The organism is Stappia sp. BW2, from assembly GCF_008107695.1.
Lineage (GTDB): Bacteria > Pseudomonadota > Alphaproteobacteria > Rhizobiales > Stappiaceae > Roseibium.
Genome location: NZ_VIRG01000060.1, coordinates 150,497 through 174,460, shown reverse-complemented (window position 1 = coordinate 174,460; position 23,964 = coordinate 150,497). Strand labels below are relative to the sequence as shown.

General features: G+C 59.2%; 21 protein-coding genes and 1 riboswitch. Of the genes, 15 read left to right on the top strand and 6 right to left on the bottom strand.

Going from position 1 to position 23,964, the window contains the following annotated elements:
* Positions 1 to 40 precede the first annotated feature (40 nt).
* From FMN63_RS10405 to FMN63_RS10390, 4 genes are all read left to right on the top strand, one after another.
* Positions 41 to 1,051: a TRAP transporter substrate-binding protein gene (locus FMN63_RS10405; RefSeq protein WP_148583905.1), complete on the top strand. Its 1,011-nt coding sequence runs from the start codon at positions 41 to 43 to the stop codon at positions 1,049 to 1,051.
* Positions 1,048 to 1,539 carry a TRAP transporter small permease gene (locus FMN63_RS10400; RefSeq protein ID WP_148583904.1) on the top strand — a complete coding sequence of 164 codons (492 nt, stop codon included), beginning with the start codon at positions 1,048 to 1,050 and terminating at the stop codon, positions 1,537 to 1,539. The genes FMN63_RS10405 and FMN63_RS10400 overlap by 4 nt, the downstream gene beginning before the upstream one ends.
* Positions 1,532 to 2,818, top strand: coding sequence for a TRAP transporter large permease (locus FMN63_RS10395; protein WP_148583903.1), 1,287 nt, complete (start codon positions 1,532 to 1,534; stop codon positions 2,816 to 2,818). The genes FMN63_RS10400 and FMN63_RS10395 overlap by 8 nt, the downstream gene beginning before the upstream one ends.
* Before the next feature lie 519 nt (positions 2,819 to 3,337).
* Entirely contained in the window at positions 3,338 to 4,537 is a 1,200-nt protein-coding gene (locus FMN63_RS10390) for a glycosyl hydrolase family 8 (protein WP_148583902.1), read from the top strand.
* A 49-nt stretch (positions 4,538 to 4,586) separates the two neighbouring features.
* Here the strand turns inward: FMN63_RS10390 and FMN63_RS10385 are convergent, their stop codons facing one another.
* Complete coding sequence (locus FMN63_RS10385; RefSeq protein WP_148583901.1) at positions 4,587 to 5,129, bottom strand: TetR/AcrR family transcriptional regulator; 543 nt, start codon at positions 5,127 to 5,129, stop codon at positions 4,587 to 4,589.
* Between the two features lie 158 nt (positions 5,130 to 5,287).
* Here FMN63_RS10385 and FMN63_RS10380 point away from each other — a divergent pair, with 158 nt between their 5' ends.
* On the top strand, positions 5,288 to 6,148 hold the full coding sequence (locus FMN63_RS10380) for an alpha/beta fold hydrolase (protein WP_148583900.1): 861 nt from the start codon (positions 5,288 to 5,290) through the stop codon (positions 6,146 to 6,148).
* A 220-nt stretch (positions 6,149 to 6,368) separates the two neighbouring features.
* Here FMN63_RS10380 and FMN63_RS29985 read toward each other — a convergent pair whose 3' ends face one another.
* Complete coding sequence (locus FMN63_RS29985; RefSeq protein WP_148583899.1) at positions 6,369 to 6,638, bottom strand: integrase core domain-containing protein; 270 nt, start codon at positions 6,636 to 6,638, stop codon at positions 6,369 to 6,371.
* 372 nt (positions 6,639 to 7,010) lie between these two features.
* Here FMN63_RS29985 and gad point away from each other — a divergent pair, with 372 nt between their 5' ends.
* Positions 7,011 to 8,390, top strand: a complete 1,380-nt coding sequence (gad, locus tag FMN63_RS10370) for a glutamate decarboxylase (RefSeq protein ID WP_148583898.1) — start codon at positions 7,011 to 7,013, stop codon at positions 8,388 to 8,390.
* 92 nt (positions 8,391 to 8,482) lie between these two features.
* A complete protein-coding gene (locus FMN63_RS10365; protein ID WP_205513976.1) occupies positions 8,483 to 9,376 on the top strand; it encodes a hypothetical protein in 894 nt (297 codons plus the stop codon).
* Between the two features lie 131 nt (positions 9,377 to 9,507).
* Here the strand turns inward: FMN63_RS10365 and FMN63_RS10360 are convergent, their stop codons facing one another.
* Complete coding sequence (locus FMN63_RS10360) at positions 9,508 to 11,916, bottom strand: aminotransferase class III-fold pyridoxal phosphate-dependent enzyme (RefSeq protein ID WP_148583897.1); 2,409 nt, start codon at positions 11,914 to 11,916, stop codon at positions 9,508 to 9,510.
* A 66-nt stretch (positions 11,917 to 11,982) separates the two neighbouring features.
* On the opposite strand from FMN63_RS10360, the gene FMN63_RS29820 reads away from it, so the two are divergent.
* Entirely contained in the window at positions 11,983 to 12,108 is a 126-nt protein-coding gene (locus FMN63_RS29820) for a hypothetical protein (protein ID WP_286192590.1), read from the top strand.
* Between the two features lie 137 nt (positions 12,109 to 12,245).
* Here the strand turns inward: FMN63_RS29820 and FMN63_RS10355 are convergent, their stop codons facing one another.
* Positions 12,246 to 13,151 carry a LysR family transcriptional regulator gene (locus FMN63_RS10355; RefSeq protein WP_162530013.1) on the bottom strand — a complete coding sequence of 302 codons (906 nt, stop codon included), beginning with the start codon at positions 13,149 to 13,151 and terminating at the stop codon, positions 12,246 to 12,248.
* Between the two features lie 106 nt (positions 13,152 to 13,257).
* Positions 13,258 to 14,310, bottom strand: a complete 1,053-nt coding sequence (gene speB / locus FMN63_RS10350; RefSeq protein WP_148583895.1) for an agmatinase — start codon at positions 14,308 to 14,310, stop codon at positions 13,258 to 13,260.
* Between the two features lie 322 nt (positions 14,311 to 14,632).
* A riboswitch (cobalamin riboswitch) is annotated at positions 14,633 to 14,844 on the top strand.
* Between the two features lie 107 nt (positions 14,845 to 14,951).
* On the opposite strand from speB, the gene nrdH reads away from it, so the two are divergent.
* The 4 genes from nrdH to nrdF are packed head-to-tail and all read left to right on the top strand — an operon-like array spanning position 14,952 to position 18,733.
* Positions 14,952 to 15,173, top strand: a complete 222-nt coding sequence (nrdH, locus tag FMN63_RS10345; RefSeq protein ID WP_148583894.1) for a glutaredoxin-like protein NrdH — start codon at positions 14,952 to 14,954, stop codon at positions 15,171 to 15,173.
* A 21-nt stretch (positions 15,174 to 15,194) separates the two neighbouring features.
* Complete coding sequence (gene nrdI / locus FMN63_RS10340; protein WP_148583893.1) at positions 15,195 to 15,599, top strand: class Ib ribonucleoside-diphosphate reductase assembly flavoprotein NrdI; 405 nt, start codon at positions 15,195 to 15,197, stop codon at positions 15,597 to 15,599.
* Positions 15,581 to 17,731 (top strand): class 1b ribonucleoside-diphosphate reductase subunit alpha, encoded by a 2,151-nt coding sequence (gene nrdE, locus FMN63_RS10335; protein ID WP_148583892.1) that lies wholly within the window; start codon positions 15,581 to 15,583, stop codon positions 17,729 to 17,731. The genes nrdI and nrdE overlap by 19 nt, the downstream gene beginning before the upstream one ends.
* A gap of 12 nt (positions 17,732 to 17,743) precedes the next feature.
* Positions 17,744 to 18,733, top strand: coding sequence for a class 1b ribonucleoside-diphosphate reductase subunit beta (gene nrdF / locus FMN63_RS10330; RefSeq protein ID WP_148583891.1), 990 nt, complete (start codon positions 17,744 to 17,746; stop codon positions 18,731 to 18,733).
* Between the two features lie 84 nt (positions 18,734 to 18,817).
* Here the strand turns inward: nrdF and FMN63_RS10325 are convergent, their stop codons facing one another.
* Complete coding sequence (locus tag FMN63_RS10325) at positions 18,818 to 20,719, bottom strand: PhoX family protein (protein WP_148583890.1); 1,902 nt, start codon at positions 20,717 to 20,719, stop codon at positions 18,818 to 18,820.
* A 328-nt stretch (positions 20,720 to 21,047) separates the two neighbouring features.
* Here FMN63_RS10325 and FMN63_RS10320 point away from each other — a divergent pair, with 328 nt between their 5' ends.
* The 3 genes from FMN63_RS10320 to FMN63_RS10310 all read left to right on the top strand — a co-directional run bounded on the left by FMN63_RS10320 (position 21,048) and on the right by FMN63_RS10310 (position 23,963).
* The gene (locus FMN63_RS10320) at positions 21,048 to 21,473 is read left to right on the top strand and encodes a DUF2946 family protein (protein WP_148583889.1); all 426 of its coding nucleotides are present in this window, start codon (positions 21,048 to 21,050) and stop codon (positions 21,471 to 21,473) included.
* Between the two features lie 352 nt (positions 21,474 to 21,825).
* Positions 21,826 to 22,944, top strand: a complete 1,119-nt coding sequence (locus tag FMN63_RS10315; RefSeq protein ID WP_148583888.1) for an ABC transporter substrate-binding protein — start codon at positions 21,826 to 21,828, stop codon at positions 22,942 to 22,944.
* Complete coding sequence (locus FMN63_RS10310; protein WP_286192588.1) at positions 22,944 to 23,963, top strand: FecCD family ABC transporter permease; 1,020 nt, start codon at positions 22,944 to 22,946, stop codon at positions 23,961 to 23,963. The genes FMN63_RS10315 and FMN63_RS10310 overlap by 1 nt, the downstream gene beginning before the upstream one ends.
* The last annotated feature ends 1 nt before the right edge of the window (position 23,964 follow it).

Sequence of the window (23,964 nt, the reverse complement as noted above, 5' to 3'; positions counted from 1 at the left end):
AATGGCACGCCTTCACAAAAATCCTTACAGAGGGAATAAGATGCGTAAATTAGCGACACTCCTGGCAAGTGCCTGCGTGTTTATTGCCGGCAGCGCCAGCGCAGAGACCGTTCTCACTCTCAACAGCTGGCTACCGCCGTCCCACCCCCAGGTTTCAGAACTGATCGTACCTTTCGCAAAGGACATCGAACGGGTGACTGAAGGCCGGGTGAAGGTGAATATGCTGCCCGCACCGCTTGCCCCGCCCCCTGCAACCTTCGATCTGGTGAAGAACGGGATCGTGGACATGGGCTACACGGTCCAGGGCTATACGCCGGGTCGTTTCAAGACCTCCGCCATCGCCGAAATGCCGTTCCTGAGCGATGATGCCGTGGTCACCTCCGTCGCCTATTGGCGCGTCCACGAGGCGATGCTGCAACAGGCAGGCGAATACGACGGCGTCAAGGTTCTTGCCGTCCACACACACGGCCCCGGCGAGATCTTCTCATCCTCCGAGATCAACAGCGTCGACGACATTGCCGGCCAGAAGATCCGCGTCGGCAGCGTTGTCGCCCACGACCTTGCCGTGTTGCTCGATGCCGTTCCCATCGAGGGACCGTCTTCCAAGTCCTACGAACTGCTCAGCCAGCGTATTGCCGACGGGATCTTCTTTCCCTGGGAGACCGTCAATTTCTTCCGTCTCAACGACCTGTTGAGCTCGGCTTTTGTTGCCGAGGGCGGCGTCTACAACACGGCCTTCATGATGGTCATGAACGAGAACACATGGAATGCGCTGCCAGAGGAAGACAAGGCGGCAATTTCAACGCTTCTCGGTGAGCCGCTTGCACGCCGCGCCGGCGAAATGTGGAACCGGGCCGATGCGGCCGGCAAGGAGGCCCTGGAGGGCAACATTGAGGTCCATCAGGCCAGCGACGAGGAAATCGACCAGTTGCGCGAGCGCTTCCAACCGGTCGTGGATGCCAATATCGCTCTGGTGACGGAAGCTGGGGTCGATGGTGCCGCAGCTTACGAGATGCTCCTCCAGGAAATCTCGAAGCTGGAAGGCGAATGAGCCTGGCCAACGTGGAAGCCGGCGGCATCGACCGCTGGCTTCGCAGGGGCATTGCGCTCGTCTGCGCCGTGCTCTTGCTTGCCATGATGGGCCTGACGATCGCCGACGTCCTGGGCCGTTACCTGTTCAATTCACCTGTGCCTGGTGCCTCGGAACTGACGGAACTCATTCTCGCAGCCGTCATTTTCACCGGTTTGCCGGCCGCCAGTCTCGATGGCGACCATATCTCCGTGGATATCGTGGCGGAAAAACTACATGGCCTTCCGGCTGTGCTTCTGTCCAGGCTGGTGGCGTTGGTGTCTGCTGGTGTGCTGGCCATGGTTTCATGGCGTCTGTGGATCATCGGCGACCAGATCGCCAGTTACAACGGGATTACGCCAACACTCAAATTGCCGCTCGCCCCGCTCGGATACCTCGTCTCGGTTCTGAGCATGATCGCTGCCCTCATCTGCCTTGCGGATATTTTTCGGAGGAAAGACATTGGGTGACTGGCATATCGGTATCGCGGTCCTGTTCGCGCTTTTGTTGCTCAACGTTCCAATCGGCCTGGCGCTGGCTCTGGTGGGCGTGGTCGGAACGGCAGCGTTGATCGGGATCGAACCATCCTTCGCTCTGCTGGGGCAGACCTTCTTCGACAACAGCCGCGCCTATTCGCTGTCGATCCTGCCGTTGTTCCTGATGATGGGCAACTTCGTCGTGCAATCGGGGATCGCCAATGATCTCTATGCCGCCGCTTATGCCTGGTTAAGGCATCGCAAGGGCGGACTGGCCATGGCAACCGTGGTTGCCTGCGGCGGCTTCTCGTCGGTCTGCGGCTCGTCGCTGGCAACGGCCTCAACCATGACGAAAATCGCCATGCCTTCGATGCGAAGGTTCCACTATCCGGACTCGCTCTCGACAGCTTCGATTGCAGCCGGCGGCACGCTTGGCATTCTCATTCCGCCCTCGGTCATTCTCGTCTTCTACGGCATCATGACCCAGCAGGACATCGGCAAGCTGTTTCTCGCCGGTATCATTCCCGGCATCATCGGCGTGCTGCTTTATGTTGTTGCCGTTCGCATCTCCGTTGCCTCACGCCATGTGGACCTGGAAACCGAACCGAAGCTGCCGCTGAAGGAACGTTTGCTCGCACTCAAGGGCATCGTCGGGGCGCTCGGCCTCTTCGTCTTCGTGATGGGAGGGATCTACCTCGGGATCTTCACGCCGACCGAGAGCGCGGGCATGGGGGCCGGCGGAGCCTTTCTGCTGGTCATTCTGCAGCGCCGGATGACGTTCGCGGATCTGCTCAAGACCCTCTACGACACGGCGAAAACCACGGCCAGCATGTTCCTGATCCTGTTCGGGGCGCTGACTTTCGCCAACTACGTCAATATTTCCGGCATGGGCGGAGAAATCCAGTCGCTGGTGACCGGCGTCGGCAATCCGCTCCTGGCGATCCTTCTGATCACGGCCATCTATCTCGTTCTGGGCTGTGTGCTGGAAGGGCTGTCGATGATCACACTCACCGTGCCCATCTTCTATCCGATTGTCGCCCATCTCGGTTACGACTTGATCTGGTTCGGCATCTACGTGGTCATCGTCACCGAACTCAGCTACATCACGCCACCGGTTGGACTGAATGCCTTCGTCTTGAAATCGGTACTGAAGGACGTGTCCTTGGCCACCATCTTCCGCGGGCTCTGGGCCTTCCTGCTGGTGGATGTGGCCCGGGTCGCCATCATTCTGGCCTTTCCCGCCATCGTCCTCTTCATCCCCAACATGATGTGAGCGACAAGACACCAAAACAACGAAAGGCCCGGGGACATGACAGTCCCCGGGCCTTCTTTCGTCGGAAGCGAAGCTATTTTCTGACGAAACTGAACGAAAACGCAGAACCGCGGTGATAGTCCTGCGCGCGTTCTCCGTCAGCAATCATGGTGTCTATCGGCGAAATCTGGAGACATCGCGGCGGCTCTCAGGAAGGGCATCGAGGCTGCGACCGAGACGTGTCTGCACTACGGCGGCTTCCCACAGGACGATCGGATGATTAGCAGGAGCCCGTCCAGTCCTGACTGATGTGAAAGCCCCTGATTTTGAGACTGGAAAGGCAAACGGGAGGTTTAAAGCGGAGGGCAGAATGACTTGGGGTCTCTTCTCCTATGTCCAGCCGCTCGGGGAAACGGGTGGTCCGTCACTTCACAGATCAAAGTTTGTGTATTTAAAGTCGCCCCAAGCTGTTTTGCTTCTGGGCAGGTTCGACATGTCGTAGAAGGGATGGCGCACTCCGTTTGTTAAGGAGACCATTTTTTGTTCCGTTTTTTTGCGACGCTTGCCTGGTGTCTTTTTCTGCTTCTGCCCGTTGAAGCGCGGCCATTGTTTCCATCGCAACCGCAAGCCGAGCGTCTGGCAAGTTTGGACAGGTTCTGGGCGGACTGGAAGACAACCTATCTGCACGAGGGATGCGGCGGCACTTACGTCGACACGGCAGGTGACGACAAGCCGACGTGGGGCGGCAGTGCCACCGGAACACTCACCGTTTCCGAAGCACACGGGTACGGCATGCTGGCGCTTGTCAAAATGGCGTCGCGCGATCCTGAAGCGCGTAAAAACTTCGAAGGCATGGTGTCGTTTTACCGCAAGCACCAGGCGGCCTCCGGCCCCGGCCTGATGGCCTGGAACCAGACCCGCGACTGCAAGGACGGCCCGGACGGGGGCGACATGTCTGCAACCGATGGCGATCTGGACACGGCCCTGGCGCTTCTTCTGGCCGACGAGAAATGGGGCGGCTACCGAGAGGCCTTCGACCAGGCCCAGCAGGCAATCCTGGAGCGCGAGGTCACGGCTGACGGGATGATGCGCCTCGGCGACTGGGCGGTTGACGATGACTACTCCAACGCATCCCGCTCTTCCGATTTCATGCCGGCAAGTTTTGCGCTCTTCGCAAAAGCCGCCGGCGACCTGTCGCCACGCTGGACCTCCATACGTGACCGCGGCTACCAGGTGTGGGGAGCTATCTCTGCGGACCATGCCGCAAACACCGGCCTGGTGCCGGATTTTCTGGTGGGCCTTCCGCAAGACCCGCAGCCAGCGAAGGCCTTCTATCTGGAAGGGGCCGGCGACGGCCAATTTTCCTGGAACGCCCTCAGATTTCCCTGGCGGCTTTCGCTCGATCTTCTTGAGACAGGCGATACGCGAGCTGCGGCCCATCTCGCCATGATCAACCGCTGGATCCGAGGTGCGGCGAAAGAGGATCCGTTCCAGATTGCGACGACCTATCGGCTCGACGGAAGCATCCCGGACGACGAATCCACCGGCTCCGCCGCCTTTATCGCCATGTTTGCTGCTGGTGCGATTGCCGGTAGCGGCGATCCCGAGGGAGATCAAGCCTGGCTGGACGCTCTCTGGTCGGCCATGATCAGCATTCCGATTGCCGATGAAGACTATTATGGCAATACACTCAAGCTGTTGGCCATGATCGAGCTTTCAGGCCAGTGGCAGGAAAACTAATTCATCCGGGCCGACCGGCCATTGACGATTGAAAAGGCGTTGCGGGGTCTCACGGCTTCTGTTTTGCGGCCTCCAAGAGCTCCTGCGCCAACGCTTCAGACCCAACAGCCCGGGCCAGCACGAGGGCGCCGACCATCGTGGAAAGTTGCCGCATCGCCTCGTTGCGATTGCCGTCTGGTCCGGCTAGCAGATCGACGCTCGCTTCCAGAGCCTCCGCGAAGGTCTCCTGAACCTTGACGCCCTGGCGCGGCGCTTCGGCTGCGAGCGCCGCAAAGCAACACCCGTCTGACCTGTTATCGATGTGCAGTGGTGAGAGGTACCAGCTTGCGATTGCTTCACCTGCCTTGTCGTCAGATGCGGCAATGACGTCCTGCCACTTCTTCCGGTTTTCGGCCAATGCGGCTTCGGTCGCCTCCGCCACCAGCGCCGACTTGTCCTCGAACTGCTTGTAAAAACCACCGTGGGTCAGACCCGCTGCCTTCATCAGGGCGGCTACGCCAATCCCGTCATAGCCCTGCTCCCGAAACAGTCGGCTTGAGGAGGCCACCACTTTTTGCCGATTTTTTTCAGCGACTTCACGACTGACCCGCATATTCGTCCTCTCAATTTAAGATTATCTCCATAATCTAAGCTTGACGACTTTTGATTACAAACATAATCTAAAATCCAAAGCCAAGGAGAAACGCCCCTAAATTCCAGTCTCACCCACCTGATCCAGGACGGACGTGAGCTTATGCAGAGGAGACAGACATGCCACTCGATATCCAGGAAGTCCGGTCCGGCGCCAATGTGAATGTGACGGAGGTGAATGGCACGCCGATCGCCTGGCGCAGCCAGGGAGAAGGCCGGCCACTGCTGATGCTCAACAGGTTTCGGGCGGCGATGGCCGACTGGGACCCTGCTCTCACCGCCGCACTTGCCGGCAACCACCGGGTCATCACCTTCGATAGTGCCGGCGTGGGTGACAGCGGTGGAAGCGTGCCCGATACCCTGGAAGGGGCAGCCGACGTCGCCGTTGCTCTGGCTGATGCGCTCGATTTGGAAAACCCGCATGTGCTCGGCTGGTCGATGGGGGGAATGACGGCCCAGATCCTGGCAGCCAAATATGGCAACCGGTTGGGGGGTGTTGTCCTTGCTGGAACCACACCGAGCTTTGCAGTGAAGGGTGCAATCCCCCTTCCCGAAGATTGGCTCGCGGTCGCCAGTAAGGAACAAAACACCCCCGACGACATGCTTTTCATTTTCTACACAGACAGCGAGACGAGCCAGGCAGCCGGGATGGCCTCGCTTGCCCGTATCGGCGGAGGTGACCCGGTGGCCGGAGCGACGCTGAAAACGACCATGCAGACTCGCGCCGCTCAGGGGATCGCAACCCGAAAGTTCTTCCAGGGCGAAGACGGTGCCTTCAAGAGGCTGGGCGAGATCAAGGTTCCGGTTCTTGTTGCCAACGGTGATTTCGACAGGGCTTTTGCGGTCGAAAACTCATTGGCGCTGGTCAGGGCCATCCCGAATGCACAGCTCGCCATCTATCCCGATTCCGGGCACGCCTTCCACTTCCAGTATGCGGAGCGCTTTGCCGAAGACGTTACCCGCTTCCTGGCCAGCGCCTGAAAGGAACCTGGATCACCTGCTTCACTCTCATGGGCACGGTTTCAGCTCCCTGGACCGCGCCTTTGATTACCCGATGCAGCAAATCAGAACTTCGGACAACAGGGGGCAGTCGACGGACCATATCTGTCAGCTCGGACTTGGCGCTGTACTGAAAAAGCAACGCGAGAGAGCATAGCGAAAAACGAGGGGTGCTTTCCAATGCGGTTGCACCCAGTAATGTTCAGAGGCTGATCGGTGTGTTGAAGTTGTCTCCCCCGTGCGGACGCTGGCAATTGTCGATGTTGAGCCATCTTGGCAGTCCAGCGTTTGTTTGTTCTGAGCATCCGAAGGACATTCCGTAAGCCCACTCTTCTTGAAGTATTTTGATGAAACGCTCTGCCTTTCCGTTGGGCTGCGGCCTGTAAGATCTGGCTCGAGCAGGTCTTGCGCCGGTCCGCTGGAGCGTCGTCGCAAACAGGCTGGACCTGTACCCCGCGCCATTGTCCGTCATGACCCATTTGAAGGTGTTTCCCTTGGAAGCGAACCATCGTTCGGCGCGGCGGCCTTCGCCTTTTTACGATCCTCGCGGCAGCCAACCACCTGTGAGAATTCGTCTTTTCCGCGCGGAGCTGTTCTGAAGGTTGGGCTGCGTTCTTTCGGCGCCAAACCCCAGGAGCGTCTGAAGGGTGGCACCGTGACAGCCGGAATTAGCTGACAGGCAGGCAGGCTTGCCGCTTCGAGAATGTCCATGTGCTGCGGCGCACGGATTGGCGATAAAAGATATATCCTAAACTCAAAATCGAGAATTCTACTGGAAATTGCAGGCCAAAAGCATCCATACAGGTAATGAGCCGACCTTCCAAACGCCTGACAGGAGAGAGAAATGAGCAAGACCCGTCACCATCAATACGACGAAGTCTACGGAGCACGGGACGCCGTTTCCTCGCTGCCGAAATCAGAGTTCCCCAAGAGCGAGCGAAATCCGCGCCATGTCTATGCAGTCGTCCGGGACGAGTTGATGCTTGACGGCAATGCGCGGCAGAACCTGGCAACCTTCTGTCAGACCTGGGAAGAACAGGAAATCCATCAATTGATGGAAGACTGCATCGACAAGAACATGATCGACAAGGACGAATATCCGCAAACGGCCGAAATCGAGCGGCGCTGCGTGCAGATGCTCGCGGACCTCTGGCACGCTCCGGAAGGCTCGGCAACGGGGTGTTCGACGGTCGGTTCAAGCGAAGCGGCCATGCTTGGCGGCCTTGCGATGAAAAGACGCTGGGAGGCAAGGCGGCGCGCCGAAGGCAAGCCGACCGACAAGCCGAACCTGATCACCGGTCCGGTCCAGATCTGCTGGCACAAGTTCACCCGCTACTGGGATATCGAACACCGCGAAATTCCCATGGAAAACGGCCGGTTGCTGATGACGCCGGAGGAAGTCCTCAAACTCTGCGATGAAAACACGATCGGGGTGGTTCCCACTCTGGGAGTCACCTTCACAGGGGAATTCGAGCCGGTAAAGGACGTCAGTGAGGCTCTGGACAAATACGAAGAAGAAACCGGCCTGGATATTCCCATTCACGTCGACGGCGCCAGTGGCGGTTTCCTCGCACCCTTTTGTGCGCCCAAGCTGGTCTGGGATTTCTCTTTGCCCCGCGTGCGTTCAATCAACACCTCGGGTCACAAATTTGGCCTTGCCCCTCTCGGTGTGGGCTGGGTGCTCTGGCGGGAAGAGAAGGACCTGCCGGAGGACATGGTGTTCTGGGTGAATTATCTCGGCGGCAACATGCGCGACATCGCGCTCAATTTCTCGCGCCCGGGCGGGCAGGTCGTCTGCCAGTATTACAACTTTCTTCGCCTGGGCCACGAGGGATACGCCAAGGTGCACGGCGCCTGCTACAAGAGCGCAAGGTATCTGGCAGATGAAATCGGCAAACTGGGTTTGTTCGATGTGGTCTTCGATGGCGACCCGGAACGCGGCATACCGGCGGTTTCCTGGAAAATGAAAGAAGGCGAAGACCCCGGGTTCAACCTGTTCGACCTCGCCGACAGGTTGCGTGTCCGGGGATGGCAGGTCCCAGCCTACACGCTTCCGGCCAATTGCCAGGATCAGGCCATTCAACGCATCCTGGTCCGCAACGGGGTCAGTCTCGATCTCTGTTCACTCCTGATCGACGACATGAAAACCGCGCTGGATCACCTCACCGTCCATCAGCCGAGCAAACCTCTGGAAAGCGACGAATTCTCCGGATTTCACCACTAAGCGTGAACGTCCTGCGCTCCTCGGAGCGCAGGACAGCCATTCGGCCTTCGGAACAAGAAAAGCTGATACTGCAAGAGCGTGCGGGAAGCAGAATGAACGGAACAGAACAGGCTTTTGCCGCAACCATGGAAGAAGTCCACCGCAAGGGGCCCTGGCCGTTCGTCACCTACAGAAGGTTTAGCCTGCCGGGCGAACACTTCGTCTGGCGCTCACGGCGGCACAGAAAGGGGCTTGTTCGGCTGCCGCAGCAAAGCAGCCAGCCCTTCTGGCATCGTCCGGCGTACAACTGGTGGACGGGCCTGTCCTTTGCGGTCGGCGCGTTTCTTTTCATGCTCGGATCGTTGCTGTCGCTTGTGCCGACCTCCCTTGAGAGCCTGCAGATCAACCTCATTTTCTTCGCCGGTTCCGTCCCTTTCACCATCGCTGGCTACCTCCAGCATTTCCAGGCAGCCAACACCCCCGAGTTTACCGGCAATGCGACCCCTGTTGCGTCCGATCAACCCATCCGGGTCATTGGCTGGCAGCCGGCAAACCCGGGATGGTGGTGCACGCTGACCCAATTCGTCGGAACGGTCGCGTTCAATTTCAACACCTTCGACGCGATCAACGCGCCAGCGGTCTGGTACGTCCAGGATTTCGTCATCTGGGTGCCCGGCATGATTGGCTCCGTCTTGTTTCTGGTCTCCGGCTACCTCGCCTACATCGAGGCAGGTCACGCGCACTGGTCGTTCAAGCCGTTCGAGATGGAATGGTGGATCGTCTTCATCAACCTTCTCGGCTGCGTCGCGTTCATGATCTCGTCAACGATTGCCTTCACCCCGAAAGGCGCTGAGCCAGCGTGGATCCTTCAGACATCGAACGCCAATCTGCTCGTCGGTGCCTTCTGCTTTTTTGTAGGCGCCGCGCTCTTGATGATCGAAGCCCGGATGAATTGGGAAAAGACCGCGCATCTGTCCGTCTCCAACGGACAGGCCGTGCAGTCCTGAGCGTTGCCATTTAAGATCGCACTTCGCCCCAACGCCAAAGTTGCTGACACCAAACCCGGTCCGAGTGATCGACAGCCATTTGCAATGAAGCCCGGCGCTGCGCAGCACCGGGCCTCAGTCTTATCCGTCCATCATACAGCTTTGGGGCGAAGGTCGGCCGGCACCTGCGAGAGCGCCGTCTCCAGAGCTTCAAGACACCTTGCTGCGTCGGCATTGCTGAACACGAGCGGCGGACGGATCTTGATGATGTTGCCGAGGGGCCCGGTGGAGGAAACCAGAACGCCGAGCGACTTCATTCGCTCACGCACCCAGCGAGCCGCGAGTTTCGCCGGAGCCCTGGTGGTGCGGTCCGTCACGAGTTCGACGCCGAGGAAGAGACCTCGTCCCTGAATGTGGCCAACGATCTCGTGCCGTTCCATCAGGTCGAGGAGGCCCGCACGCATGGTTGCCCCGCTCCTGGCCGCATTGCCCTGCAGGTTTTCTCCCCAGAGCACGTCCAGACACGCATTGCCAACGACCGCCGACACCGTATTGCCGCCGAAGGTGTTGAAGTAGCCGCCATTTGCCTGAAGCTTCGCGGCAATGTCACGCCGTGTCACAAGCGCTGCCATCGGATGCCCGTTCCCCATCGGCTTGCCCATGGTGACAATGTCCGGTTCCACGCCAAAGGCCTGGAAACCCCACATGTGCGTTCCCGATCGCGCGAAGCCCATCTGAACCTCGTCGGCAATTGTCAATCCGCCATGTGCCCTTACTCTGGCATAGACCTCAGACAGATAGTCCGGCGGAGGAACGAGAGATCCATTCCCGTCGAAAATTGAATCGATCATCAGGCCGGCAAGTCCTTTGCCCCGGTCGTCAAGAAGGCGCGCTGCGCTGTCGACATGGCCGGCATATTTCGACCCGGCGTCGTTGTCGCTTTGCCTGTAGGGCCCGCGGTACAGATTGGGCGGCGGCACCGTTTCCACCCAGCCGGGTCTGTCGTTGGCGTCATAATCAATGAGTGACAGCGGGGCGCAGACCGAGGTATTGCCGTGATAGCTGTTCTCGGTAATGACGATCCCTTCCTTGCCCGTCACTGCCCGGGCCATTCGCACGGCCAGATCATTCGCCTCGGACCCCGTGCAGACGAAAATCCAGGTGTCGAGATGCGCCGGCAACGTCGACGACAGCCGTTCGCCCAACCTGACCACTTCACGGTGCAGATAACGGGAATTGGTGTTGAGCGTACTCGCCTGACGCGTCAGCGCGTCGACGACATAGGGATGGCAATGGCCGAGATTTGCGACGTTGTTGTAGCAGTCGAGATATTCGTTGCCCGACGCGTCGTAGACCTTGCAACCACGTCCCCTGACGAGCTCAAGCGGCTCATTGTAGAAAGTGTAGGTCTTGCCGAGGACAGTTTCGCGATGCTGCAGCAAAGATGGGGTGGGAAGCGACTGAACTGTGTAAACAGCCCTGCTCATCGGCACGACAGACGGCAGCATGCCGGCGACAAAAACGGCGTCGGTCACCTGTGCAATGCGCTCGATCGCATTCATGTAGAAGGCCTGTAAGTCACCTAGCGGCGTATCGAGACCGTTGACTGAAGACTGGTAGGACACGATCCCCACTTGCAACAGCAGCCGAGCAAGCACGAGGCGGCGCAGCACAGCAAGGTCATCGGCTTCCAGAGGCATGAACCGCTGGTACCCCCGTGCAAGGCAGGTTGCCGCGTAAACCGGGTCGTCTGCCCAGTGGATCAGCGAGGCAATCGTAACGGCCAGATCTTGTACGACAGGGCCATAGACCATGTCGCCGAAGTCGATGACACCCTGGACGCTGACCCCGGGGATCAGGTCCGCAAGGACATTGGATTCGTGAAAATCGTTGTAGATGACCTGTGCGCGAAGCTTCGGCAAGTCCTCGGACGTCGCCTTGGCCAAGTCCGGCAACAGGGTTCGCGCAACCGGTCTGATGCGCTCAGGCATATGGATCAGAAGCCGTTCGACAAGCTGAGGGGCGTTTTTCAGATCCCAAGGCATGCTCGCCGGGGAGCCACGGCCCTGAAACCCCTGAAGAGCACGTGCCAGGCGGCCGCTCATTTCTCCCAGCGTGATCAGTTCTGCCGCTTGAAGCCTATGTCCGGCGGACTTGATCCGGTCAAGAAGCGTTTGCCCTGCAAGGAAGGTCAGAACCCTCACGGTATGCATCTGGCCGTTCGCGTCGGAAAGACGCCCCATGGTTTCCCCTTGCAGGATCCGCTTGACCCGCGGCACCGGATAGCCTGCATCGATCCTTGCAATATGATCCAGCGCCTCGATCTGGAAAGCGAGGCTTTCGGGCGGTTCTTCAAGCGAGGCCACCTTGACGACAAATTCCTGCCCCTCGCCGGTGGCCAGACGGAAATTCTGTTCGCGCTCCCCGCCCAACCGGCGCCATATTCCCGTCAGGCCGTATAAAGTCCCAACTTGTTCTTCAATCAAGGCGAGATCCAGATCCGGCGCCGAAATGCTGGCAAGCATGGCGTCGACTTCATCGCGAGTGGGGTTTGACTGCATATTCAAGAGGTTACCTCATAGTGCGGGGAAGACCATCCGCCTGGCGGGCACGAACTGAGTCGCATAATGCTTGGGCAGATAGCCCAGGCAAGCACCGGACAGGTTCAGGTCCGCCTGTGCGACCGAAAGCCCCACGGCTTCCACCACGAGAAGGAAGTCAAGGATGAGACGGATGTCCGCGTTGTGACGTAGAACAGATTGCGCGGGTTACCATCGCACTTGCGCACCTTCCGCCTCGATGTCTCATCACGGCTCAATCCGCTGAGGGGTCAGGATAAATCGAGGAACGTCCTCAAAAAATACTGATGAAAAAACCGATACATTGAAATTTACAAATGTAAATCATGCGCCTTGGCGATGACCTCGGCGACGTAGCCGACATTCGCAGCCTGCTCTCCCGTCCGGATGGCAAGTTCAATGTCGGCAAAGTAGTCCTCTTCTGGAATGGCGAGCCGGCGCAGGCGGCCCTGCTGCTCGAACACGCTCGCATAATGCACCGGCAGGACACCGAGGTAAGCGCCCGAAAGCACCATCAGCACCTCCGCCTCGATGTCAAAGGCGATGCGGTTCAGGATGGTACTGTCAGTACGTTGTGCTCTGACCCCATTCCAGTATCCCCGATGAACCCAGGGGTAGGCGTGGCAATCGGCGCTGGTGACGGCATCATCCGATGCCTGAAAAAGCGGGTGCCCCTGACCGCAATAAACGACATGTTCCTCACGATAAAGGGTCCGGTAAGCAAGGCTCGCCACCTTGATGTTGGACCCGCCGATGCCGACGTCCAGCTCGCGTTCCGCGACAGCCTTGGTGATGTCGTTGGGGCGCATGATTTTCAGGCTCAGCTCGATTTCAGGCGCCATGCGGGAAAGCTCCTCAATCGCTTCGGAAACCTTCAGTTGCGGGTCGGTCGCCAAGCAGTCGACAATACCGACGGTTACCTTTCCAGACAGGCCGCTTCGAAGGCCGGACAACCGGGCGGAACTTGCCTCCAGCATGCCCGTCACTTCCAGACTGACTTCGTAAACTCGGCGCCCCTCTTGTGTCAGGGAAAACCCGCGGCGGCCGCGCTCGCAGAGTTTGGCCCCCAGCCGTCGCTCGAGCGCTGTCAGGTGATTGGATATCGTCGGCTGACTGAGTGAAAGCTCCATCTGTGCGGCGGAAATTCCGCCATTGCGCACAACGCATTCGAACACGCGCAACAGGTGAAGGTCGGACCCTGATATCTTCATGGACATAGGTTGCACTAAATGCCCGGGACCGCAATCCCCGGCACCGCATAGCCAAAGGCCCGCCATGGCGGGCGGGCCTTCGATGAACAGAAGACGATAATCGCCTCAGCTATCAGCCCTGCTCAAAGTGACCGGTGTTCACCATGAGGCAAAGGATCGTGTGCAGGACTTGCGCTGCAATCTGAGCCGTGTTGGTGCTCGGATCGTATTGCGGCGCCACTTCCACCACATCACCGCCAATGATGTTGAGCCCGTTCAGGCCGCGCAGGATCTGCAGCACTTCTCTTGGCTGCAGGCCGCCCACCTCGGGTGTTCCCGTTCCCGGGGCGAAGCCTGGATCTACGCTGTCGATATCGAAGGAGACATATGTCGGCCCGTCGCCAACGATCTTGCGCGCCTTTTCGATCAACCGGGGCATGCTCGCTTCGCCCACGTCTTCGGCATGAACCACGGTCATGCCGCTTTCATAAGAGAACTCCCAGAGATATTCAGCTGGACCGCGAATGCCGATCTGAATCGTTCGGCGCGGGTCCAGCACACCGTCCAGAACCGCAAGGCGGAACGGCCCACCGTGCTGGAACTTGGCCCCTTCATAGGGACCGGCGGTATCGCAATGGGCGTCGATGTGGATAAGCCCCACGGGCTCCTTTTCTCCCAGAGCCTTGAGGATCGACGCCGTGATGGAATGGTCACCGCCGACGCTTAGCGGACGCACACCTGCAGCAACAAGGCGGCGGTAGAAGTCCTCGATATCCTTGTGACACTGGGCAAGATCAAAACGGCTGAGCATGGGAACGTCGCCGATATCCGCGATTTTCGCCTTGCCCATCGGAGAGGTCTTGAGCACGTGGTCGTATGGGCCGATACGCTCGATGGTGCGCAGGGCTCGTGGGCCAAAGCGGGTGCCGTTGCGGTTGGTTACACCCAGATCCATCGGCACGCCGAGCAAGGCGATGTCCAGACCGCCGAAGTCGTCGGCGTGCTGAGCCTCCGGAAAGGCCCGCGCATCCAGAAAGCTCGGGATGCCTGCGAAAGGCCATTTGCGCTTGTCGCCACCACTGAACTGAGACCGGGCCACTTCCTGAAAATGCGGGTCAAAAATATCTCCGCCGGACGCATTGCCATACTTCTCTCGAAGGGCATCCAGATGCGCCTTGTCCACCATTTGAAATTCTCCTCCTGAAAACGCACGACCTTAATGGACCGCAGTTAGACTGTACTTGGGATTTTCCGGAAATGATCGCAACACTACGCGTCTGTTTCCAGGCAGCGATCTCGGCCAATCAATGCGAAACACAGCGACGTTTGAAACCGATGGCGGGTGTTTGCATCGTCGAAAATATGACCGACTGCGAAACCCAGGCAATTGCCGGACGTCTCATATGACGCCCCCCACACACATTGGGGAGAGATGTCTGCCCGCCATATTTCCCCACTCAAATTCCGTCGACATGACGCTTCATATTGACTTAGTGATCGCACCTCATACTGTATCTAGTATTCAGGGTCCGGTGATTCCTTTGGAATTGCCGGCTAAGAGGGAAGCCGGTGCGCCTCATCCAAAGAGGCAAATCCGGCGCTGCCCCCGCAACTGTAAACGGCGAGCCGTCATCCGTAAAACCACTGGGAGATCCCGGGAAGGTGGATGACAGGGCGTTGACCCGTGAGCCAGGAGACCTGCCTTGAATGAACAACGTCAGCGGACGGCGGGTCCGGGCGACGCTTGATTGCGTGAGGTCGTGCTCATGCTGTCTCGTGCTTCCTGCCGTCCATCATCAAGAACACGTTCTTCGGGGTGCAAGAGACATGACCGTCACTGTTTACAGCAAGCCTTCCTGCGTTCAATGCAATGCGACCTACCGCGCGCTCGATCAGCGCGGCGTCGATTACACAATTATCGACCTGAGCGAAAATTCGGAAGCCTTTGAGCACGTGCAATCGCTCGGCTACCGGCAAGTGCCGGTGGTGGAAGCAATGGGCGAGCACTGGGCCGGCTTCCGACCGGACAAGATCGCGGCGCTCGGCTGATCCCGGCGCGGTGCCGATGAAATGGGCACACTCGTCTATTTCTCCAGCGCTTCCGGCAACACGCATCGGTTCATCGACAAGCTGAAGACTCCGGCGGTCCGTATTCCGCGCAACAAGACGGAAGCGTTGCCGATAATCCGGCAGCCCTACGTTCTGGTGCTGCCGACCTATTCGGACGGCGAAGGCCGGGGTGCTGTGCCAGGCCAGGTGATCCGGTTTCTCAACGATGCCGCGAACCGCTCTTTCCTCAAAGGTGTGATTGCCTCCGGCAATCGCAACTTCGGGCCCTTCTTTGCCTATGCCGGAGATGTCGTGTCGAAAAAATGCGGCGTTCCGCTGCTCTACCGTTTCGAGCTTGCCGGAACCGACACCGACCTCTACCGCGTCCAACACGGGATGACAGAATTTTGGAAACGACAGTCCTAGAACGTCCGGCAAACCCGGCAGCTAATCTCGACTACCACGCGCTCAATGCGATGCTGAACCTCTACGACGCCGACGGCAGGATCCAGTTCGACGCCGACCGGCAGGCCGCGCGCCAGTATTTCCTTCAGCACGTCAACCAGAACACGGTGTTCTTCCACTCTCTGGAGGAGAAACTCGGCTATCTGGTGCGTGAAGGTTACTACGAACGCGAAGTGCTGGAACAATACGATCCAGCCTTCGTCAAGGCGATCTTCGAAGCGGCCTATGCCCGGAAGTTCCGTTTTCCGGCCTTTCTCGGCGCCTTCAAGTATTACACCAGCTACACGCTCAAAACCTTTGACGGCAAGCGCTATCTGGAGCGTTTCGAGGATCGGGTGGTGATGGTCTCGCTGACGCTGGCCGCCGGTGACGAGGACCTTGCCATGCGGCTGATGGACGAGATCATTTCCGGCCGGTTCCAGCCGGCGACACCGACCTTTCTCAACGCTGGCAAGAAGCAACGCGGCGAGCTGATCTCGTGTTTTCTGCTGCGTCTTGAAGACAACATGGAATCGATCGGGCGGGGCATCAATTCCGCGTTGCAGCTTTCCAAGCGCGGCGGCGGCGTGGCGCTGCTACTGACAAACATCCGGGAGGCCGGAGCCCCCATCAAGGGGATCGAGAACCAGTCGTCCGGCGTCATTCCCGTGATGAAGCTTCTGGAAGACAGCTTCTCCTATGCCAATCAGCTCGGTGCGCGCCAGGGTGCGGGCGCGGTCTATCTCAACGCCCATCACCCGGACATCCTGAGCTTCCTCGACACGAAGCGCGAGAACGCGGACGAGAAGATCCGCATCAAGACCCTGTCCCTCGGCGTCGTTATCCCGGACATCACCTTCGAACTGGCGAAGGAGGATGACGACATGTACCTGTTCTCGCCTCACGATGTGGAGCGCGTCTACGGCAAGCCGTTCTCGCAGATTTCCGTTACGGAAAAATACCGCGAGATGATCGATGACCCGCGCATCCGCAAGAAGAAGATCCGGGCGCGCAGTTTCTTCCAGACCATCGCCGAGATCCAGTTCGAGAGCGGCTACCCTTACGTCCTTTTCGAGGACACCGCCAACCGGGCCAATCCGGTCGACGGCCGCATCAACATGTCGAACCTTTGCTCGGAGATCCTGCAGGTCAATGAGGCATCCGAGTTCAACGACGATCTCTCCTACAGCCATCTGGGGACGGATATTTCCTGCAATCTCGGCTCTCTCAACATCGCCAAGGCGATGGACGGCGGCGACCTGGGCGCGACCGTGGAAACGGCGGTCCGCGCCCTGACAGCCGTCTCGGACATGAGCGCCATCGACAGCGTGCCCTCCGTGCGCCGGGGCAACGACGAAAGCCATGCCATCGGTCTCGGACAGATGAACCTTCACGGCTATCTTGCCCGCGAACGCATTCACTACGGTTCGGATGAAGGCGTCGACTTCACCAGCATGTATTTCTGCACGGTCGCCTATCACTGCATTCGCGCGTCCAACGCTCTAGCGCGCGAACGTGGCAGAAGCTTCAAGGGCTTCGAAACGAGCAGATATGCTGACGGTTCCTTCTTCGACAAATACACCGCGCGCACGTGGGAGCCGAAAACCGAACAGGTGAGGCAACTCTTTGAGGTGGCAGGCATCGCTATTCCCACCAGGGCCGACTGGCAGGCGCTGAAGGAGGACGTCATGAGGGACGGTCTCTACAACCGCAATCTCCAGGCCGTTCCGCCCACGGGCTCGATCAGCTACATCAACAACGCCACATCCTCCATCCACCCCATCGTCTCGAAGATCGAGATCCGCAAGGAAGGCAAGATCGGCCGGGTCTATTATCCGGCGGCCTTCATGACCAACGACAATCTCGAGTTCTACCGGGACGCCTATGAGATCGGCCCGGAAAAGATCATCGATACTTATGCGGCCGCAACCGAGCATGTCGATCAGGGCCTGTCCCTGACGCTTTTCTTCCGCGACAGCGCAACAACGCGGGACGTCAACCGCGCCCAGATCTACGCCTGGAAGAAGGGCATCAAGACCATCTACTACATTCGTCTGCGCCAGATGGCCCTTGAGGGCACGGAAGTGCAGGGCTGCGTCTCCTGCTCGCTTTAGGAAACCTTGATCATGACCATCCATACGCCCGTATCGGGTCTCGCACGCAGTGTGCCCAAAGCCGTCAACTGGAATCGGCTTCAGGACGAAAAGGATCTGGAAATCTGGAACCGCCTGACAGTCAATTTCTGGCTGCCGGAAAAGGTGCCGCTTTCCAACGACATCCAGAGCTGGGCAACGCTTCACGATGACGAGCAGCAGCTGACCATCCGCGTGTTCACCGGGCTGACCCTGCTTGACACCATTCAAAATACAATCGGCGCCCCTGCACTGATGGCCGCTGCACTGACACCGCACGAAGAGGCGGTCCTCACCAATATCGCCTTCATGGAGGCTGTCCACGCGCGCAGCTATTCTTCCGTCTTCTCAACACTTTGCCGCACGGCGGATGTCGACGAGGCCTTCCGCTGGTCGGAGGAGAACGAGTTCCTCCAGGCAAAATCCCGGCTGATCCTGAACGAATATGACGCAACGTCTTCACCGCTCAAGAAGAAGATCGCCAGCGTCTTTCTGGAGAGCTTCCTGTTCTATTCAGGGTTCTACCTGCCCATGCACTGGTCGAGCCGGGCAAAGCTCACCAACACGGCCGATCTCATTCGGCTGATCATCCGGGACGAGGCCGTGCACGGCTATTACATTGGCTACAAGTTCCAGCGCATGCTGGAGCGTCTGCCGGAGGCCGAGCGGCAGGAAATCAAGGACTTCGCCTTTGCGCTGATGTTCGATCTTTACGAGATCGAGGGCAAATACACCGAAAGCCTCTACGACGGTGTCGGGCTGACGGAAGATGTGAAGCACTTCCTGCATTACAACGCCAACAAGGCGCTCATGAACCTCGGCTACGAACCGCTCTTCCCAGACAGCGTCTGCCAGGTGAATCCGGCGATCATGGCGTCCCTGTCACCAAACGCGGACGAGAACCACGATTTCTTTTCCGGCTCCGGCTCGTCCTACGTCATCGGCAAGGCGGTCGCGACGGAAGACGAAGACTGGGATTTCTAAGGCCTGAGCTTTCATACTTCGAAAGACCTGGCACCCTTGTGGAAATGCCTCCGGACACCGGTCCGGAGGCATCTGTGTGTAGCGTCAGCCGACCAGGCCGTTGTCCGAACGCTTGATCGCGATCACCGAGGAGCGTGTCAGCTTGCCGCCGTCCGGCCAGTTGGAGCCCGGGTGCTGGATGCCGACGAACATTGTACGCCGGTCGGCCGACCAGCAAAGACCGGTCACTTCACAGCCATTCGGGCCGGTCAGGAAGCGTGCGATCTCGCCGGTGACCGGGTCGCCAGCCAGCATCTGGTTGTTACCCATGCCGGCGAAGTCGCCCTCGTTGCTGTCGTCGCCGTCGGTCTGGATCCAGACGATGCCGCTCGTGTCGAAAGCCATCCCGTCCGGAGAGTTGAAGAGGTTGCCCTCGTTCACGTTTTCCGAACCGGCATAGGCATCCTTGTGAACGGTCGGGTTGCCGGCCATCACGTAGAGGTCCCAATCGAAAGTCTGGGCGGCATGGTCGTCGCCATGCGGGAACCAGCGAACGATCTGACCGTACTTGTTGGTCTCGCGCGGGTTCGGACCGCCGACCGGCGTCTCGTCACCACCCGCATTCGTCTTGACGCCACGGTTCTTGTTGTTGGTGAGGCAGCAGTAGACTTCAACCGCATGTGGGTTGGCGGCAACCCATTCCGGTCTGTCCATGGTTGTCGCACCGACCTTGGAGGCGGCGATGCGCGAATAGACGAGGATTTCGGCAAGCGGCATACCGGTGGTTTCCGGCGTCAGGGCCAGCCACTCACCCGACTGGTCGTCGTTGAACTTCGCAACGTACAGCGTGCCGTCGTCCAGCAGACCGTCAGTCGGGCCGCCCGGAACGTAGATGCCGTTGGAGACGAACTTGTAGAGGAACTCGCCGCGTTCGTCGTCGCCCAGGTAGACGACCACGCGTCCGTCGCGAGAGAGGACGACTTCGGCATTCTCATGCTTGAAACGGCCGAGAGCGGTGCGCTTGACAGGCGTGCTGTCCGGGTTGGTCGGATCGATCTCAATAATCCAGCCGAAGCGGTTCGGCTCGTTCGGGTTTTTCGAGAAATCGAACCGCGGGTCGAATTTCTCGTAGCCGTAGCGGCCCTCGTTGGCGATGCCGTAGCGGTCGTAACCGAAGGGACGCTCAATCGATTTCGGGTCCTGTGAAGCTTCGGTGGTGCCGAAGTAGGTGTTGAAGTTCTCTTCGCAGGTCAGATAGGTGCCCCAGGGCGTCTTGCCCGAGCCGCAGTTGTTCATGGTGCCGAGAGACGACGTTCCGGACGGATCGGCTTCGGTCTTCAAGAGGTCGTGGCCAGCGGCCGGACCGGAGATCTTCATCGGCGTGTTCTGATGAATGCGACGGTTGAACGGGCTGTCGACCACGATCGACCAACCTGCTTCGTCTTCCGCGATCTCGATGACCGAGACACCCTGCATGTTCTGCAGTTTCAGCGCATCCTCAGCAGTCTTGGTCTCGCCGCCGGTCAGCGGCAGATTGACCTTCGGATTGACGTATTCGTGGTTGATGGCCAGGAGCTGGTGACCATTGTAGACAAAGCTCTCCATGCCGTCGGTGTTTTCACCGAAAACCTTGTCGGAAGCCTCCAGAGAGACGCCGGTTTCCGGATCGAACGCATCGACGCCGGAGAAATAGGGATCGCCCCAGCGGGCCAGCAGCTTCCAGTCATAGCCTTCCGGCACATGCACGGTGCCGTCAGTCTGGGCCGCAATCGGCGTGAAGGCGAAGCGGGAAGCCGACTGGGCTAGTGCCGAAGTGCTGTCCAAAAGCCCGGTTCCCATGACGGCCGCGCCTGAACCAAAGGCCAGCACGCCTCCCAGGAAGCCGCGGCGCGAAATCGCGCGTTCGACAACACGGTCAAATTCGTTTTCTTCTGCGCGCGGGAAATTGTGTTCGTCCAGTTCGTCGAACGACAGATCGGAAAGGTCGGGTTGGCGATTTCCTGTCATGGTGGCTCCTTTTTGGCTTCCGGAAAATCTTCCTGCCGTTCGGTTGAGCCACCCATACGGAAGGCGCGGCGAAACGGCCCCCTTCCCGTAATGATATCAAATCACAGTTTGATGAACCCTTGTGGGCCTTTCTGCACCACGCCGGAAACGGCCTCCGCCAGACGAGGTGACGAGCCCCCAGTTTGGGCCCTTCCTGCTGATGCCAATCAGACGGTCTCACAGAAGGACGGGAAACAATCTTGAGTTGACAGATTGTCACAGGTGGAACCGCAGCGTTGAAAGCAATTCAAAAGGGTGTTTAGGAAGGGCACTCGGATCGGGGCCAAAAGTGACTCGCAAGCAGACCTGGACATCAAAATGGGCTAGATCGCCCGGGCAAAGGGCCATTACCTGGCTTTTGGCGCTCGGCGTGTTTCTTGCCGCTCTGGTGCCGGTCGGGACGATGCCGGGTCAGAACGCAGCAAGTGCCTATCCGATCGTCATTTGTACGGGGCAAGGTTCCCTCACCGTCCTTGTCGACAAGGACGGGAATGCGCTGAGTCAGAGTGATAAGGCTCCGGACGGCACGGGTTCAAGCTCGTCGCATCCTTGTGTCTTCGCCACCCTTCATATTGCCCCCAATCAGCCGTTCTTCGTATTTGACTCCAGTCTCGACCCTGTGTTGCATGGGCGTCTCATCACGGTTTCGGACGCTCCCATCGGGCAGAGACACTCCCGGCCGCTCGGCGCCCGGGCGCCGCCGATCGGCGCCTGACATTCTCTTTCGGAAAACACCCGTTCGGTCAGGAAAACGGATTGCCATTCGGCCACCCGTCAGCGCCTGCAAAGCCATGATCCGCTGCCTTTGAGCCCTGCCGATTGGCATGGCTTGCCGGGTGCAAGCGGCGCGGCGCAAATCCCGAACCGGTAAACTGCCCCCTGAGCTCTGTTGTGCAGCCGTTCGCTCTGGTGCCCGGGCGCTTCGGAACACCAGCCGTACAGCTGGCTGATGGGCTTGCGTCAATCAGGTGCAGTCAAGTTTTCCGAGCCAGGAAGCCTCCCGAACCATCCCCCTTCCCTGGACCCTGCAAAGGACTTGCAGGGCCATCCAAGCATGGAGACTATGAATGCGCTTGCGTTCCATCCCCCGGGCCATAAGCATCGCGCTTTTTGCCCTTTTTTCGATTGTTACCGCCGCACAAGCGGACGTCAGTGCCGTCGACGTTCTCGGTCGCACGGTGACGCTGCCGGAACCCGCCAAAAAGGTGATCCTCAGCTTCTACTATGAAGACTTCAACGCCATCGCCGGTCCAGGTGCCATGGACAAGGTGGTCGGTCTTTCCCTGTCGCCCTGGAAGGATTGGCGTCCCAAGCAGTTTGAGGCCTATCTCAAGGCGATCCCGGAAATTGCCGACATTCCCGATGTTGGCGATACCGAGACCGGTACTTTCTCGATCGAAAAGATTATTTCTCTCAAGCCGGACCTCGTCATTCTGGCAGCGTGGTCCTGGAATTCGCTTGGCGAAAAGGTCAATCAGTTCGAAAACGCCGGGATCCCCGTTGTCGTCGTCGACTACAATGCCCAAACCCTGGAGCGGCATGTTGCCTCCACGCTTGCCCTGGGCAAGTTGATGGGAACGGAAGACCGTGCCGAGAAGCTCGCTGAGCTTTACAAGGCACGTTATGAAGACACCAGGGCGCGCGTTCAGGAAGCCGGCCCCTCCGACAAGAAGGTCTATGTAGAGCTCGCCCAGAATGGCCCGGATGCGATTGGCAACAGCTACGGCAACGGCATGTGGGGCGCGGTTATCGAAAACCTCGGGGGCATCAACATTGCCAAGGGGCAGGTCGAGAACTGGGGCCCGCTGAACCCGGAATATGTCATCGGCCAGCAGCCTGACATCATCCTTCTGGCCGGCTCGGAGTGGCTCAACAAACCCGCTGCTGTGATCGTCGGATTCGGGGCGGATGAAGACCTGGCCCAGGAGCGGATGCGTGCCTATCTGACGCGTTCGGGCTGGTCCGATCTTCCGGCCGTGAAGAACGGCGACGTCCACGCCATCTATCACGGCGGCGCTCGGACGCTGTCCGATTTCATCTATTCCCGGTACATCGCCAAGCTGCTCTACCCGGAGGCCTTTGCGGACGTCGATCCGGCTGCCGAGATCAAGGCCTATTATCACGAATGGCTGCCTATCGAGGCTGATGGCATCTATGTGATGCCGCTTGATACGGCGAACAACTGATGGCCTGGTCCATGACGCAGGCGCGGGCAGAAGATGCCTACAGACATGCGACCGCACGCAAGGCGGCACAGCTCGGAGCTGCGGTTCTGGTGCTTGTGATCCTCGTGCTTGTCGATCTGGCGACCGGACCGTCCGGCATGTCGATAGCCGACGTCTGGACCGCGCTCCTAGCTGGCCCGTCCGGTGAGGACCGGGCGGCCGCAACCATCCTGTGGCAGCTTCGGCTGCCACAGACCATCATGGGCATTCTGGTCGGGGGCTGCCTCGGGATCGCAGGCCTGCAAATGCAGACCATCCTGGACAACCCGCTGGCCAGCCCGTTCACTCTTGGCTTTTCCGCCTCGGCCGGTTTCGGGGCAGCGCTTGCCATCATGTTCGGCAATTTTGCGTGGCTGCCGGCCTATCTCGCAGTGCCGCTATCGGCATTCGCGATGACCGTTCTGGCCTGTTTCATTGTCTATGTCATCGCCGTGTGGCGCGGCGCAACGCCCGAAATGCTGGTCCTTGCCGGCATTACCGTTCTGTTCTTTTTCCAGTCGCTGCAGTCGCTGCTGCAGTTCATGGCCTCGCCGGAAGTGCTGCAACAGATCGTCTTCTGGCTTTTCGGAAGCATGCTCAAGGCAACATGGACCAGTGTCACTGTCTGCGGTGTGATCATGATTGCCTGCCTGCCGATCATCGTCAGGGACAGCTGGAACCTCACCGCCCTTCGGCTCGGGGATGCAAACGCTGCCAGTCTCGGTCTGAATGTACGAGCCCTGCGCAAGCGGACGTTTCTCACAGTGGCCCTGCTAACCTCGGCAGCGGTTTCCTTTGTCGGGACGATTGGCTTTGTCGGCCTGATCGCACCTCATGTCGGCCGTGCGCTTGTCGGCGAGGATCATCGCTACGGCCTGCCGATGGCAGCCGTGTCCGGCGCCATCATTCTGATCGCCGCCTCGGTCATCGGCAAGGCGATCTCCCCGGAGCGTCTATTCCGGTTGGCATCATCACCTCCATCGCCGGCATTCCAATGCTGAT

What these genes read in the sequence shown, in the direction of transcription:
- FMN63_RS10355 (WP_162530013.1), bottom strand. Translation starts at nt 13,151, where the DNA reads ATGTCCATGAAGATATCAGGGTCCGACCTTCACCTGTTGCGCGTGTTC.
- nrdF (WP_148583891.1), top strand. Translation starts at nt 17,744, where the DNA reads ATGACCATCCATACGCCCGTATCGGGTCTCGCACGCAGTGTGCCCAAA.
- nrdH (WP_148583894.1), top strand. Translation starts at nt 14,952, where the DNA reads ATGACCGTCACTGTTTACAGCAAGCCTTCCTGCGTTCAATGCAATGCG.
- FMN63_RS10385 (WP_148583901.1), bottom strand. Translation starts at nt 5,129, where the DNA reads ATGCGGGTCAGTCGTGAAGTCGCTGAAAAAAATCGGCAAAAAGTGGTG.
- gad (WP_148583898.1), top strand. Translation starts at nt 7,011, where the DNA reads ATGAGCAAGACCCGTCACCATCAATACGACGAAGTCTACGGAGCACGG.
- nrdI (WP_148583893.1), top strand. Translation starts at nt 15,195, where the DNA reads ATGGGCACACTCGTCTATTTCTCCAGCGCTTCCGGCAACACGCATCGG.
- FMN63_RS10360 (WP_148583897.1), bottom strand. Translation starts at nt 11,916, where the DNA reads ATGCAGTCAAACCCCACTCGCGATGAAGTCGACGCCATGCTTGCCAGC.
- FMN63_RS10405 (WP_148583905.1), top strand. Translation starts at nt 41, where the DNA reads ATGCGTAAATTAGCGACACTCCTGGCAAGTGCCTGCGTGTTTATTGCC.
- FMN63_RS10315 (WP_148583888.1), top strand. Translation starts at nt 21,826, where the DNA reads ATGCGCTTGCGTTCCATCCCCCGGGCCATAAGCATCGCGCTTTTTGCC.
- speB (WP_148583895.1), bottom strand. Translation starts at nt 14,310, where the DNA reads ATGGTGGACAAGGCGCATCTGGATGCCCTTCGAGAGAAGTATGGCAAT.
- FMN63_RS10365 (WP_205513976.1), top strand. Translation starts at nt 8,483, where the DNA reads ATGAACGGAACAGAACAGGCTTTTGCCGCAACCATGGAAGAAGTCCAC.
- FMN63_RS29985 (WP_148583899.1), bottom strand. Translation starts at nt 6,638, where the DNA reads ATGACGGACAATGGCGCGGGGTACAGGTCCAGCCTGTTTGCGACGACG.
- FMN63_RS10325 (WP_148583890.1), bottom strand. Translation starts at nt 20,719, where the DNA reads ATGACAGGAAATCGCCAACCCGACCTTTCCGATCTGTCGTTCGACGAA.
- FMN63_RS10380 (WP_148583900.1), top strand. Translation starts at nt 5,288, where the DNA reads ATGCCACTCGATATCCAGGAAGTCCGGTCCGGCGCCAATGTGAATGTG.
- FMN63_RS10310 (WP_286192588.1), top strand. Translation starts at nt 22,944, where the DNA reads ATGGCCTGGTCCATGACGCAGGCGCGGGCAGAAGATGCCTACAGACAT.
- FMN63_RS29820 (WP_286192590.1), top strand. Translation starts at nt 11,983, where the DNA reads ATGCTTGGGCAGATAGCCCAGGCAAGCACCGGACAGGTTCAGGTCCGC.
- FMN63_RS10400 (WP_148583904.1), top strand. Translation starts at nt 1,048, where the DNA reads ATGAGCCTGGCCAACGTGGAAGCCGGCGGCATCGACCGCTGGCTTCGC.